9 protein-coding genes and 5 pseudogenes are annotated in these 13,577 nt (G+C 54.8%); 5 read left to right on the top strand and 9 right to left on the bottom strand.

Features of this window, described 5'->3' with window-relative positions; genetic code table 11:
* From V6N04_RS19075 to V6N04_RS18540, 3 genes and pseudogenes are all read left to right on the top strand, one after another.
* Nucleotides 1-114, top strand: a pseudogene (locus V6N04_RS19075) (IS200/IS605 family transposase); the annotation flags it as partial.
* Between the two features lie 160 nt (nucleotides 115-274).
* Nucleotides 275-850 (top strand): recombinase family protein, encoded by a 576-nt coding sequence (locus tag V6N04_RS18545; protein ID WP_371171668.1) that lies wholly within the window; start codon nucleotides 275-277, stop codon nucleotides 848-850.
* 94 nt (nucleotides 851-944) lie between these two features.
* Complete coding sequence (locus tag V6N04_RS18540; protein WP_371171667.1) at nucleotides 945-2,057, top strand: IS110 family RNA-guided transposase; 1,113 nt, start codon at nucleotides 945-947, stop codon at nucleotides 2,055-2,057.
* 303 nt (nucleotides 2,058-2,360) lie between these two features.
* Here V6N04_RS18540 and V6N04_RS19070 read toward each other — a convergent pair.
* A pseudogene (locus tag V6N04_RS19070) lies at nucleotides 2,361-2,498 on the bottom strand (IS6 family transposase); the annotation flags it as partial.
* A 181-nt stretch (nucleotides 2,499-2,679) separates the two neighbouring features.
* Between V6N04_RS19070 and V6N04_RS18535 the strand changes: the two are divergent.
* Complete coding sequence (locus tag V6N04_RS18535; protein ID WP_371171666.1) at nucleotides 2,680-3,786, top strand: hypothetical protein; 1,107 nt, start codon at nucleotides 2,680-2,682, stop codon at nucleotides 3,784-3,786.
* A gap of 181 nt (nucleotides 3,787-3,967) precedes the next feature.
* Here V6N04_RS18535 and V6N04_RS19065 read toward each other — a convergent pair.
* Nucleotides 3,968-4,120 (bottom strand): annotated as a pseudogene (locus tag V6N04_RS19065) (IS6 family transposase); the annotation flags it as partial.
* 372 nt (nucleotides 4,121-4,492) lie between these two features.
* Entirely contained in the window at nucleotides 4,493-5,803 is a 1,311-nt protein-coding gene (locus tag V6N04_RS18530) for an HlyD family type I secretion periplasmic adaptor subunit (RefSeq protein ID WP_371171665.1), read from the bottom strand.
* A 42-nt stretch (nucleotides 5,804-5,845) separates the two neighbouring features.
* On the opposite strand from V6N04_RS18530, the gene V6N04_RS18525 reads away from it, so the two are divergent.
* A complete protein-coding gene (locus V6N04_RS18525) occupies nucleotides 5,846-6,553 on the top strand; it encodes an IS6 family transposase (protein WP_371171664.1) in 708 nt (235 codons plus the stop codon).
* A gap of 31 nt (nucleotides 6,554-6,584) precedes the next feature.
* On the opposite strand, the gene V6N04_RS18520 is transcribed toward V6N04_RS18525, so the two are convergent.
* From V6N04_RS18520 to V6N04_RS18495, 6 genes and pseudogenes are all read right to left on the bottom strand, one after another.
* Nucleotides 6,585-7,724, bottom strand: coding sequence for a hypothetical protein (locus V6N04_RS18520; RefSeq protein ID WP_371171663.1), 1,140 nt, complete (start codon nucleotides 7,722-7,724; stop codon nucleotides 6,585-6,587).
* A 554-nt stretch (nucleotides 7,725-8,278) separates the two neighbouring features.
* Nucleotides 8,279-8,923: a CPBP family intramembrane glutamic endopeptidase gene (locus tag V6N04_RS18515; protein ID WP_371171662.1), complete on the bottom strand. Its 645-nt coding sequence runs from the start codon at nucleotides 8,921-8,923 to the stop codon at nucleotides 8,279-8,281.
* Nucleotides 8,924-9,481: 558 nt separating this feature from the next.
* Nucleotides 9,482-10,294, bottom strand: a complete 813-nt coding sequence (locus V6N04_RS18510; RefSeq protein ID WP_371171661.1) for an alpha/beta fold hydrolase — start codon at nucleotides 10,292-10,294, stop codon at nucleotides 9,482-9,484.
* Between the two features lie 83 nt (nucleotides 10,295-10,377).
* Entirely contained in the window at nucleotides 10,378-10,866 is a 489-nt protein-coding gene (locus tag V6N04_RS18505) for a hypothetical protein (protein ID WP_371171660.1), read from the bottom strand.
* 962 nt (nucleotides 10,867-11,828) lie between these two features.
* Nucleotides 11,829-12,591: pseudogene (gene istB / locus V6N04_RS18500) on the bottom strand (IS21-like element helper ATPase IstB).
* Nucleotides 12,584-13,213: pseudogene (locus V6N04_RS18495) on the bottom strand (Mu transposase domain-containing protein); the annotation flags it as partial. The pseudogenes istB and V6N04_RS18495, both read right to left, overlap by 8 nt.
* Nucleotides 13,214-13,577 lie beyond the last annotated feature (364 nt).

The raw sequence follows: 13,577 nt of genomic DNA, 5'->3' as shown, positions 1-13,577 counted from the left end.
AGGCGATTTTGGGGCCGTGGGTATTTCTCGACCACCAACGGCGCCATCACAGAGGACATCGTACTTCAGTACTTGGAAAAGCACATCGCCGATCCTACCGGCGCCAGCCGGTAGTCGTTCAGTGTGAAAACGTTGTCCGATGCCAGCTCGGATCGGCACTTTGCAATGACGCGTGCGTTTTATCGCAAGATAGGTTTCGAGCTGTTCGAAGAATTCCCCAATCTCTGGGATGAACACAACCCATGTGCGCTTTATGTCCGGCCGGTGAAAGCACATGCCTGACAAAAGGAAAGGTGACATTCTCGGCTACGCGCGGGTCTCGACGGCTGATCAAGACCTCAATGGCCAAGTCACTCGCTTGAAAGAAGCCGGGGCCATCCGCGTGTTCGAAGATGTGGTTTCAGGCAAGCAGTTCAAGCGCGCGGGTCTGTCTGCCTTAATGGATCACGCCCGCCCCGGCGACAGTCTGGCCATCGTCCGACTAGATCGGCTTGGGAGGTCGCTCAAAGAGCTCTTGGAAACCGTCGAAAACTTGAAAACCCAAAACATCGGGCTGATCAGCCTCGAAGAGCGGATCGACACGACATCCGCCGCCGGTGAGCTGATCTTTCACGTCTTTGGGGCCATCGCCCACTTTGAACGCCGTCTCATCTCAGAACGCACAAAAGACGGCATCGAGGCCGCCAGAGCCCAGGGTCGAAAACCAGGACGACCACCCCTTGAAGCAGAAACCGTTTTGGCTCTCCAAAACTTGGTTCAAGCAGGAATGACTGCGGGACAAGCCGCCAAACAACTCGGAATAGCAAGATCAACAGCATACAGACTGATCAAGGAAACAGTGCCGCCCTAGCCAAGCGACCTTAGACCAGATGAGCGTTTTGCGGCGGGTGCCGTGCTCGTGGTTTTCTCGACGAACAGAAAAACGTTCGAATGAGGAAATGCAAATGAACAAAATGCTTTATGTGGGTCTCGACGTCCACAAAGATACGATTGCAGTCGCCGTTGCTGAAGATGGTCGTAGCGGCGAGATCAGATTTCACGGAATCATCATCAATTCGGCAGATGCCGTGCTACGTCTTACGAAGAGGCTTACCAAGAACGGACACACTCCGTCATTTTGCTACGAGACCGGGCCATGTGGCTATGGCCTGTACCGGCTTTTGACGAAGCTTGGCTTTGAATGCGCAGTCGTTTCACCCTCGATGATCCCTCGCAAAGCAGGTGACCGGGTCAAAACAGATCGGCGAGACGCCGAGATGTTGGCGCGACTTTGGCGTGCGGGCGAATTGACACCCATTTGGACACCAGACGAGGAGCAGGAGGCCATGCGCGACCTGATCCGCACCCGCAAGCAGGCGATGGACGCCGTGAAGGTGGCGAAACAGCAATTGCTCAGCTTTCTTCTACGTCATGGACTTCGGTACGAGAATGGAGGCTATTGGACGCAACGCCATCGCCGGTGGCTCGCGGAACTGCGCCGTTTCCGGTTCACACATCAACAACTGGCCTTCGAAGAGTTAAAGCGGGCTGTAGATCAAACCGAAGCGCGTGTCGCGACCTTGGATCAGGCCATAGACGAGGCTGTACCGAATTGGCACTTCGGTCCCATCGTCGATGCTCTGCGCGCACTGCGTGGCGTCAATACGATCATCGCTGCAACCGTTGTAGCAGAGATCGGTGATATCACACGATTCAAAAACCCACGTCAGTTGATGTCCTGGTTGGGGTTGGTTCCAAGCGAGCACTCCAGCGGCAACACGACGAGGCGGGGACGACTAACCAAAGCTGGGAACGCTCTTGCCCGTACTATGTTGATTGAGGCAGGCTGGTCCTACCGCCACCCACCCAAAGAGGGGCATCTTTACCTGAAAAGATCCGCGCATCTGTCACAACAGATCAAGGATATTGGCTGGAAAGCGCAGACCCGACTTTGCAAGCGGTATCGCGATCTGAGCCGTACGGGCAAGCCGCAGCCACGAGTGCTGGCAGCAATTGCTCGGGAACTCGCCGGGTTCATCTGGGATATTGCACGCAAGACGCCTTTGGCAACAACCTGATCGCAATGCACAACCTGCCTGTGCAGTACGCTGGAGATGGCGGTCACGTGATAGGGAAATCCTCGGTGCACCCTTTGGGACAAACATCCGATCTTAGAGAGAGGTTACCCGTATCGAATTTGGTCAGGCGGTATCCAACCCGCGGATGAGAGAATGATAACCACCGGTTCGGCCCACCGTCTCCAGCGCCTGCACAGGCTACAAGTTTTGACCATTCCGCGCCAGCGGGGTAGTCTCATCGTGTCGGGAAAGCCAAAAACGCTCATGAGAGGTGTCATTCTGCCCCCAGCCGGAACAGACCCCATCAACTGCGATATCGCGCTCGGCCAGAAGATCGACAACGTATTGGTAGGATGGCGGAAAGCGCAAGTACCAACGCACCGCGCACAGGATGATTTCCCGCGGAAACCGGTGATGTTTGAAGGGCGGCTTGCGCGGTATGGTGAACCTCAAAAGCCAAAATCTGGCAAAGCGAGATGATTAATGCAACAGTCCGTTTACAAACTTTGCCGCGCCAGCCAATGGTATCCATGTGATGACGGATGCAGAAACTACCCAGTATGGTGTTTTAACCCAACCACCGATGTCACTCATTCCATATTTTCAGGAGATGACCATAGATATGACGAAACTAATGTATGGACCGGCGCTCGCGCTGAGTATCGCGGCATTTTTGGGGACAGTTGCAGTTGCGGATACATTGACCTTTCCCGAGGCCACGACCGATGCGGCGTGTGCGTTGACGGATGGCACATGGTATAAAGATACCTGCTGGGCCGGCTTTGAGGATGAGACTATTCCCGCTGATGAGATTGATGCGGTGGTTGAGGCCCGACTTGCGGCGCTGGATGAGCTTGCGATTACTGTCGACGGGGTTGATTATCCTGTTGTTGACTCCCGTGCCAGTGTTCTGGGTGCGACTTCGCTGCTTGCGGTTGTTGTTGTTGAGATGCCCGAGGGGCTGCGGTCGTTTGCGACGTCGATAGATTTGTCGTCAGATGACGTGGCGCCTTTGTCCTTGATTGACGGCAACGCGATCAATGTGATCTTTGAGTCGCAAGATACCAGTTCTCTCGAACAGATGATCATTGCCCAAAGCACGACCGTCGAGCGCGCCGAAATGGACAACGGTGTGGAAATTCGGGCTCAATACGATGTGGACGGATATGAAAACGTCGTGTTCCCGTTCGATACTGATATTCTGTCGGTGGGGACATCGACACTTGAGATTGACGGAACCAAAGCGATCTTGAACGGTGAACTGGGGTTGCGGGCCTATCAGCAGATCAAGGATCTGATCACCAACCACCCCGAGGTCACAACGATTGTGATGGGGGAGGTAGACGGATCTGTGGATGATATGGTCAATGTGCATACCGGTCGTATGATCCGCAAGGCGGGCCTGTCGACAGAAGTTCTCAGCGACAGCCTGATTGCATCGGGCGGCGTTGATCTGTTCACCGCAGGTGTCAACCGGATCGTGCACAAAGGTGCGCAAATCGGTATCCATTCGTGGTGCTGCTTCGAAGGGTTGACGGCGATAGAACTCCCGCGCGACCACCCTGCCCATGCCTCACAACTGGACTATTACACGCTGACCCTGGGACCAGACGTCGGCCCTGCGTTCTATTTCCACACGCTTGAGGCTTCGCCTTTTGACAGCGTCAGTTTTATGTCGGACGAGGACATCAAGTCGTGGACCATCGCAACGCAGTTCCTTCCTGAATAGGTCAGATGGGGCTGACCCCTGGTCCCCGACAGTAAATTGATAATGCGCCGTCAGAGCCGCGCAATTCAACCAGCGCGGCTTTGACACCAAGTGACCAGCCGCGCGTGGCGGTGTCGCATTTCAGCAGCCGGATAGCTGATCTCTTCAGGCTTTGAAATTTGAACTTTAAAGATTGATTGGTTCATGCGGCTGCGAATAGCTGGCTGATGAAGGCAATTTCGCCCAAGACGCTTGGTTGTTTGTAATGGATGTGGCCGCGTTTGATGGTTCGGATCGTTTCCAGTCCGCTCAGGGTCGCCTTGGCCGTTCGCAGGGGTTGAAAGCTTTTAAGGTAGGTGATTTCGTGGCTGGCTGCTTTCTTGTTGTTTCTGTGAGTACTGTAGCAAACAAGCGGCATGGGGGTTAACGACTTTCATTCAAAAACCTTGCATATCTTCCAGGACATCGCATAAATGCAAGGTATGATCACACGAAACCACCTCCCCCGAATTGAAAAGGCCTTAGACGTCCAGGCCGGTGTAGTTCTACTTGGGCCACGCCAAGTGGGCAAGACAACGCTTGCACAAGATATCGCATTGGCCCGCGAGGCCGCCTATCTTGGCCCAAGGGGCCCGAGCATGCTCAGACGCGCCTTGGGAGGAACAATCCACGAACGCTAAGCGTTTTCGGGAACGTAGCCGACCCCAAAGGCCGTGCATTCGCTCCCTCACCCCCTCATAGCCCTGTAAAAATAATCCATGAGGGGCTTGGTGAGGTAACTAAGCGGGGTGCGTTCATCGGTTTGGAGATAGGCCTCGATGGGCATGCCGGGCAGAAGCACCTGATCACCGAGCTTGGCAAGCTCTTCGGGGGTGAGAGACAGCTCGGCTGCGTAGAAGCTTGCGCCAGTGGCCTGATCCTCAAACACATCTGCTGAGACGCGCGCCACGTCAGAATTGAGCTCCGGGGTAAAGCGCTGATCAAAGGCAGGCAGGCGCAGCACCGCGGGTTGGCCGACAAAGACCTGATCAATGCTGACCGCCTCAATGCGCGCCATGGCCACAAGGGGTTGGTCTTGGGGAATGACATACATCATGGGTTCGGCAGGTTGGACGACAGCACGTTCGGCAAAGATGCTCGATCCATAGATAATGCCCCCGGTGGGTGCGCGTACATCCATGCGCGAGAGACGTTCCAGTAAGGCCAAACGCCGCTCAGACAGCTCCACCATCCGAAACTCTGTGTCCCTGAGTTCGGTGATCGCCGCCTCGCGCCTTTGCGTGTCGAGCTTCAGGATCTCGATCCGTGTGGCAGCGATCTGCCCGCCAATTTGGGCCTTGGCCGCATTTAGTCGCCCAATCTCGCCCTCGAGGCTGGCCTTCTCGCGCTCCAGGCCAGAAACTCGGCTCGACTGTGTAAGCCCCTTGGCAAGTAGCTTGGACTGGCTGTCGAGTTCCTTCCCGATCAACTCCAATTGAGACTGCAGCGCGGCAATCTGGGCGTCGGTACCGGCGACCTGATATTCAAACTGGGTGATTTGCTCTTGCAACTGTTCAGCTTCTTTGGCTTGCGTCTCAATGCGGGCCCGGAACAGGCGGCGCTGGCCTTCAAGCTTCTCTTCGATCTGTTGAGCGATCTTGTCTGACGCCTGTTCTGCGCCGTTGTCCTCAGGGGTGGTCGCAAGCGCCGTGTGTGACACCACGATTTCATCTGCCCCATCGCGCTCCGCTTGCAGCCGCGCCGACCGGGCCGCAAGCTCAAAGAGCTGCCCTTCCACAATGGCGAGTTCCGAGCGATTGAGCGTGTCATCGAACCGAATGAGCATGTCGCTTGCCTCGACCACGTCGCCATCGCGCACAAGGATTTCTCCCACCACACCGCCTTCGGCATGTTGCACCACCTGACGATTGGATTGGATTTGAATGGTGCCCATGGCAATGACGGCGCCTGAAAGCCGCGTGGCCACGCTCCAGACACCGAGACCAAGAACCAGGACAACAAGCGCGAGGAACCCAACCGTGATTGGGGACTGTTGCATTAATCGGTGGTGTGGTCCAATTTTGTGCCTTTGAGGTTCATCATGGCGAGTAAATCTCCGTTCAAGCACCACCGGTTCCCGCGCGACATCATTCTTTGCGCTGTGCGGTGGTATTTGCGGTATCCGCTGTCATATCAGGACGTTGTAGATCTGCTGGCTGAGCGCGGCGTCAGTGTGGATCGGTCCACTGTTTATCGCTGGGTCCAGAAGCTCAGTCCTGAATTGGCCAAACGAACGGAGAAACACTTGCGCCGCGCGAGCGTGGCCTGGCACGTCGACGAGACCTACATCCGGGTCGGCGGCAAGTGGCGCTATCTGTGGCGAGCAATCGATGCGAACGGTCAGATGGTCGACTTCCGTCTGACTGCCAGACGGGATGCGAAAGCTGCCAGAGCCTTTCTCAACAAAGCGATCGAGCGCGTGCGTCTGCACCGTCCAGTGACAATCGTTACCGATAAGGCACAGGCCTATCGCCGAGTCATTCGTGAGATCAACCACCGTTACGATCCCCATTTTGACAGCATCCGGCACATCGATAGGAAGTGGCGCAATAATCTGATTGAGAGTGATCACGCAGCCATGAAACGACTGCTGGGCTACCGACAGAGCTTCAGGTCCTTGCGATCAGCCAAGGCAACATTGAGCGGAATAGAAACCATCAGAACAATCAGGCGCGGCCACATATATCACAAAAAACCAGGCGTTCAGGGTGAAATCCAGTTCATCGATCAGCTGTTTGCAAAAGCATGAGCCGGCACAGCAGAACCGTACCAACGCGGCATCAGCCAATTAATGCAACAGTCCCATAGACATAGGTGCCTGCCGTGGTGCCTGGATCGACGGTGACCTCACCATTGGCGGGGTTCAGGGAAATGCCGCCTGCGGCTGGTGTGACATCAAGTCCAAGCGCGGTGGTGCCGTCCTGGGCGGTGCCGGTCTCGTTGACCGTGACATCTGTGCCGATGGTCGGGTTGGCAACGCCACCGAGTGTGTCATTGGTCACAACGTTAGGAATGGTTGCGCCGGTTGCGCCATCCACCATTGTCGGCGTGTCATCGATGGCGTCTATGCTGGTTAGAGCGACGACCACAGTGACAGTTGCCGTATCGCAATTGGTGGGGTTGAGTGTCTCACAGATCTGGTAGTCGATCGTGTAGGTTCCCGCTGGTGTTCCTGCCGGGACATCGACTGTTCCTGTGGTCGCGTTCAGTACCGGTACTAGGTCGCCGGGATTGTTTGGCGTTGCAGGTGTAAGGACGGTCAACACGATATTCGATGATGTCGGGGTCGATCCGCTTAGTGTATCGTTCCCAAAAACACTTGTTGTAGAGCCTCCTACACCACCTACTATAGGCGTGGCGGAGAAATCATCGTTTTCAGCTATAATGAAAGTGATGGTTGCGCCGCCAAAGATTCCAATCGAACGGGGGAGCGGATTTTGACCAGATGTTAACGCTTCGTCATAAATGAGTGTTATCGCATCCACCGCGTTTGAGACCGTCACGATCGCCGTACCATTGGCGTCATTATTAGAAGGATCATTGCTAGTGGTCGTTGCCGTTGCCACATTTCCGGCGATGGTGAAGGTTGGAGTTCCGGATTCTGCCGTTAAACTGGTGGCAACCGTAGCCCCTCCATCAGAGGCTCGGACCGTGACGCGGTCGACCCGACCTATCGGTCTCGTTGGAAAAGCAGAATCGATATCGGTAATGCGCCCCACCGCACTTCCAAGCGAAACAGGCGTTGTTGTTCCTTGCTCAAAAAACTCGATCGACATCGTAACGGGCGAGGGGTTTCTATCAGGTGGATCCCAAAATATGATGATGTCATCGATACCTCCCAAACGCCCGCCTGCAGCAGGATCAAATGACGGTGACCCTAACGCAAAGGTACCATTGATCCCGGAGATGCTTATTCGCATGTCAACGTACCCTGAGGCGTCTGTAAAGGTCTGAGTTGTGGCTCCTGCAGTCCACCCAGATAGATCAAATGTCTGAGCTTTTGCATTCGTTGTGGCTGCAAGGGTTGCGAACATCGCAACCATACAAATTGCAAGTGCCTTGTAACACGATTTAAAGAAGCAAACTGTACACCAGTTTTTAGGTACGTTTCTGGTATTCATTTTTTTGTACTACTAAGATTTCGAAACACTCTTTCATGCCACTCCCTAGGCATTCACGTCTATAAATTCTTGCTGAATTGTTTCAAGTAAAAGTTTTTGATGGCTGATAGCGCGATCACCGTAAACGCCCGATTTGACCGCCTGACGTGGACGCCCTTCTAAAGCGTTTCGGTTTCAACCTGCGATAGGGTGAAACCGAACTGCTGTACAATACAGCAGTGTTGTGGGCGTCTGCATTTCGAGGATTCCCAGATCGCGCTCCGTTTGATTCAAGATCAAAAGCGGGGCTCTTTGACGGGAGACGAAATTGTGGATGTTTTGCTTGATCTCATCAAAACCATGGGAAGGGCAATCTATCCTACGAAGTTCGAAGCAATCAAACCCGTGAATGCTGCAATATTGGTCAGAATGTGGGCAATTGTCGTCCATCCCGTTTTACCCGTTCGAAAGGCGACAAACGTCCAGAACACGCCCAAAACAAATCCACCGCAAACCAATGCTAGAACGCCACCTTCGTAGATCACACCATACGCAGAACCAAGCGCCAGATGCCAAATCCCAAACAGTGTAGCGCTCACCGCCATGAGCTTTGCGCTTTGGCGACCTCCTTGTTCTAGATAAGCGCCTCTCCAGAAAAGCTCTTCGAGAAAGCCGTTCACGGTGCCAAATACCACAGCGAGTAAGAAAGCCGTAACGAGAGGCCCATATGGCAGCAAGAACCAATTCGAGATACCGACAAGTGCAACTTGGACACCAATAGCCCAAGGCACCCATTTATTGGCCCCGAAGTCAAAAGAGAGGTTGCTGATGATCGCGTTTCGACCCTGAAACCAAAGCCCGAAAGGCAGGCAAAACCCAACCCAATATATGAGGAAAACGCTGAAATATCCAATTGGCGAAGGCAGGGTTTTCGTCAGCCATGGTACAATGGCAAACATGACCAGGATCATGATGATTGAGACTAGGACAATCATGTTTCGTTTGGGAGTGATTAACATACTCTACAAAGCCCTTCAGCACATCGATAATTACTTAAGGGAAAAGGGTCAACGCGTCTCAAATTCATATTCGCCGAACCGGACATTGGGGCAATTGCAGTGAAGGGTCACTTCTCTAATCGGGCGTTTGGGTCAAGTTCATTTCATTGTGTCATTTCCGTGCTGTAGGAATCGTTGTCTCTCATCCGGGTCACACTTCTCTTCGCAGTCATTGATGGTCCGGTTCGGTTGGGCCGCTGCATGCATGTGTCGGATGAGACGTAGAGCGCCCCGCTTTGTCTCGCGCTTCAAGTTGCGCAGTGAGAATATTCGGCGTCATCTACAGACCTCGTCCGGTGAGGGACGATCCCGCCTTTGTTCAACCTGTGCCGGACTATCTTGCCGGATGAAGCGCAGGCATCGGACTGACGCCGCACAGGGCCGAAAAACTGGCCTCGGATTCAAGCGTTCCGGATTATCGGCCGCCATCAGCAGATAAGCGCCGCTGACTGCAACCGGCGAGCCGCCAGTAGCATTTTTTGTCCGATGTGGACCGATGCAAGGGGCGTTCCATCGCTTTCAGCTCAGCTTCTCAAGCGATGTCAGCAAGATCCGTCGGAAATCCTGTGGCCGGTCGAGATTGGCGAAATGACCCGCGCCCGTGATCTCGTGGAGCTTGAAATTTGCGCGTTGCTCAAGCACGGCCAGGCTCTTGGGCAATTGCCGATTGATGCCGCGGTCATGTTCACCCCGGATGACTGCGATATATCCATCGAAAATCGCGGGAACGTGGGTGTAGTCGTAGACCCGCAAATTCTGCTGCGCGAGATACATGACCTTGAGATCGATAGTACGATACATGCGGAGCAGGAGCATACTCGCTTCTTCGCTATGGCCTTCATTCTTGGCAACGATCTTCGCCAGTCGGTTTCGGCCCATCAATCGTCCGACAAAGTACTGCAGTGTCGGGAGACCCGGCGGAAAATGCAGGCGATAGGCAGTTCCGAAGGTCGTGATAGAGCGATAGGATGCCGGTGTGGCTGCGATCAGAGCTAACGCCACCAGACCGCCCAGAGAATTCCCCACAAGGTGGACGGGGCTGGACGCCTTGTTCGCGATGATCCGGGCGATATCACTGGCAAAGGCGTCTACGGTAAAAGCCTCCCGATTCAGCGCTGCGGGCGTTGAAGAACGGCCATGGGCGCGCAAATCGACCGTCAGGCAATCAAATCCCGCAGCAGCGAAATACTCGGCATCGGCGGCAAATTGTTCCTGAGTGGCGCCAAGTCCATGGATGAAGACGATCGTGCCCAGCCCTCTGCCGCGCCAATGGCGATAGGCGATGCGGACCCCGTTGCCGACATCGGTACTGTGTATCGGCACTGTCCTCATTGGGCTGTCTCCCGCCTGGCTGTACGTTGGCCTAACCGGCTTGTGGCTGTAAAATCAAACAAATTCCGGAACATTTATGAACATTATTTTCTGAGTTCCTCGACGCCGAGTTCCTGCCACATCCAAGTGAAGTCGTAGACCGGTGTGTTTGTACCCGCTCTCGCTTTGGCTTCGTTCATTTCCAAGGTCCTGAGCCAGGCGGCGATTTTCTGTCGGCCTTTCGCAGTTCGTGCGCTTTCACGCGGGGTTTTGTCGTCGAACAGGCCGAACGGGCGATCCAGGATGCCCTGGTAATGCTGTCCCATCACCTCGGCCCGGATAGCTACCTGCTCTTCTTCAGAAAGATGGGGAGGTTCGGTAGGGGCATTCTTCTCGCGATGCTCCGCCACAGCCTGTTCCAGTGTTTGTCGGGCGATGAGCGGCGGTTTGACAAGATCGCCGAGTAAACCAGCGAGATGGGCTGTGATCTCCTCCGCCCGGGGCTTGGAATTGATGCCCGCTTCCAGCGTGCGACCCTTGAGAGTGATCATGCCGAGCACCGATGAACAGTCGTCAATCTGGGAGTTATACATCTGACTGCCCTCCGGCTGGGCTTTTGCTCATCAAATACATCAGCAATCGCGATCTCGAAACCAGAACCAAACAGACCGTTGCAATATGGCGGGGTCCATATACATCCACACATGGGTCTGCGCTCACGGGCTGCTACGGTCAGGCCAATCTCTTCTGAAGTCGAAATTAACCAGACTGGATAACTCGGTCCAGCGCCCGAACAATCCCAGTGCCACGCGTCCGCGCTGGTATGGTGCTTAGACTTGGAGAAACGTGTGCCCTGTTCTAACTTAAGAGATGCGTCAGAACAGGGCAAAGAAAAGGTCGCCCGAGAGAAAACCAAAGGCGGGTCCAATTCCGTCGGCGATGATCGCCGTCCCCGGCTGTACCGCACATGAGATTCTACACCATTCTCTGATCCAATTCCAGAGGGTAAATATCCCGGGGGTGAGTTGCGTTACCGCAGCAAGGGGGCTGGCCCCCTGCCCTGACAGTTATCCAGTCGTGCCGATTTTGACCATGGGAAAAATTGGTGTGACCGTAGCACCCCGTAAGCGCAGACACCAAATTTCGGAGCGTCGGGGTGTGGGTAACTGACAGGGCATTGCATTTCAGCTCATCATAGGCCTTGTAGTCGTTTCACCTGTCGTAAAACGAACTGTCACCCCTGTATCTCCTCCATAAATTTGGTTCGGGTTATGGTCCTCTGGTGGGCGAAGCTTTGTACCTCCTACATGAAAAAGAAACCCACCTGACCTGTCGATCTTGTTAAATAACCTGTTCGTGACTTCGCGCAATTCTGGTGTCAACGGCGGCGTAAAATCCTGCCATTGGGGCGGAGTAAAAGTCGGCCAGTTTGGGATGCCCGCCTTGGAGCGTGCGGCTCTCATTTAGCAAGCGCGTTCCAAGGCGCCCCTCTCGGCAGCATCCTTTGGATGCGCCTGCCGGGCAGTGATTGGCCGTCAGGCCAATTGTTCATTTGTCAGTTTGAAGGACTTGCGAGGCGTGCGCGACTTTGGTTCAAGCGATAGCTTTCACCATTCATTTCCAGGATGTTGACGTGGTGGGTCAACCGTCCAATAGCGCGCCGGTCAAGCGTTCTGTACCGAAGGTTTCCGTCCACTCTTCGAACGGCAAATTGCTGGTGGTCAGAGTTGATCCGCGCTCGTAGCGTTGAGAGATCAGCTCGAAGAGAAGTTCTGCCCCGGTTTTGCTGAGCGGCACGAAGCCCAGTTCATCGATAATCAGCAGTTTCACCTTGGCCAACTGCCGCTGGCGGAGCAACAGGCGCCTTTCGTCTCTGGCTTCCATCAGTTCATTGACCAATGCAGCCGCTGTTACAAAAGCCACCGGCACCCCCTTTTGACAAGCCGCAAGGCCCAGCCTGAGAGCGACGTGGGTTTTGCCAGTGCCTGACGGGCCAAGGGCGATGACGTTCTCCTTGCGCTCGATCCATTCGCAGCGCGCCAGTTCCAGCACCATCATCTTGTTCAGGCTGGGGATCGCTTTGAAGTCGAAGCTATCAAGGCTTTTGACGGCCGGGAACTTTGCCGATTTGATCCGACGCTCAACCATGCGCCGTTCCCAGTCGATCAACTCCAGTTCCGTCAGGCGGGCCAGATAGCGCACATGGTCCACGCCCTCGGCGGCGCAGATGCGGGCCTGCTTGTCATGCTCACGCAGGAACGTAGGCAGGCGCAGGGTCTTAGGTGGTGGGCCAACAACAGCTCTGGTGCATCAGTCATGCCTCCCTCCCGCCAGCAAGCTCATGTAGGATGCAGCGGAGGTTGTGGCGATGTTGGTTCTGGGCAAGAACGGATAGATATCCAGATCCAGCCGGGGTGGCCGCCTCTCGATGCGGCATAGCAGGAGATGTTTGATGGCATCAAAGCTGACGGCTCTCATCTGCAACGCATCTTTGATGGCCAGATGCAGCACATCCATCTCGAAGCGTTCCAACAAGCGTAGTACCTGCACATACTCTCGCTTTCCAGCCTTGCCCTGTCGGGCCTCCAACAAACGCTGCAACGTCGTGAACGCGTCAGGCAGTTCCCAGTCTTGCAGGGGCGCTGCCTGATCGAAGGCCATGATCTTGCGCTCGATCAGCGCCAGGTAGTGCACCGGATCAAACACCATGTCGCCTGTGTCATAGGAGCGAGGATGCTCCGCAATCACTGCGGCGGCGTAGCCGATGACGACACGACCCACGAAGCCTTTGATCCAGACCTCACGATGACCATAGGCAACCGGCACTGAGTAATCGTTGCCGCGATAACGTACCACCGATGTAGAGGTCACCTGGCCACTTTGCAGATCGCAGGCCTCAAAGGGGGCCGAAGGCAAATCTCGCATCAAGGCCCGCTCCTTCGAAGCGCTTTTCAAATCCGTTGCACAAACATGCGACCTCTTCCCACCAGACGAGTGCCGAAATCTCTTCAAGGCTGCCGGGTATGTTACAGATTAGATGGACGGTGCTCTAGGCTGCCTTTGCTTTTCCAACAACCCTTGGTGATCACCGACGCCCGCTCCCGGCGCCTTGATCCGTTCACACAAGTCGACCATTTTGATGTGTGGGCTGCCTAACGCCAGTGCTTTTGGATCCAAACTGGCTAGGGCCTGTTAACACTATTACTTAGTGCTATTTGATGCTAGGTATCTGTTATGAATGAGATAACAGAAAATCAATACGCGCTGATCCAGCCCTACTTGCCAGTCCAGCGCGGGAATGTGC

Origin of the sequence: Aliiroseovarius conchicola (assembly GCF_041403445.1) — a bacterium.
GTDB classification, from domain to species: Bacteria; Pseudomonadota; Alphaproteobacteria; order Rhodobacterales; family Rhodobacteraceae; genus Aliiroseovarius; species Aliiroseovarius conchicola.
Note: the sequence above shows the minus strand (reverse complement) of the source record. Positions and strands in the feature narration are given on the sequence as shown.

Coding starts and splice junctions, on each gene's coding strand:
- V6N04_RS18545 (WP_371171668.1), top strand. CDS start 275: ATGCCTGACAAAAGGAAAGGTGACATTCTCGGCTACGCGCGGGTCTCG.
- V6N04_RS18540 (WP_371171667.1), top strand. CDS start 945: ATGAACAAAATGCTTTATGTGGGTCTCGACGTCCACAAAGATACGATT.
- V6N04_RS18535 (WP_371171666.1), top strand. CDS start 2,680: ATGACGAAACTAATGTATGGACCGGCGCTCGCGCTGAGTATCGCGGCA.
- V6N04_RS18530 (WP_371171665.1), bottom strand. CDS start 5,803: ATGCAACAGTCCCCAATCACGGTTGGGTTCCTCGCGCTTGTTGTCCTG.
- V6N04_RS18525 (WP_371171664.1), top strand. CDS start 5,846: ATGGCGAGTAAATCTCCGTTCAAGCACCACCGGTTCCCGCGCGACATC.
- V6N04_RS18520 (WP_371171663.1), bottom strand. CDS start 7,724: ATGCGAATAAGCATCTCCGGGATCAATGGTACCTTTGCGTTAGGGTCA.
- V6N04_RS18515 (WP_371171662.1), bottom strand. CDS start 8,923: ATGTTAATCACTCCCAAACGAAACATGATTGTCCTAGTCTCAATCATC.
- V6N04_RS18510 (WP_371171661.1), bottom strand. CDS start 10,294: ATGAGGACAGTGCCGATACACAGTACCGATGTCGGCAACGGGGTCCGC.
- V6N04_RS18505 (WP_371171660.1), bottom strand. CDS start 10,866: ATGTATAACTCCCAGATTGACGACTGTTCATCGGTGCTCGGCATGATC.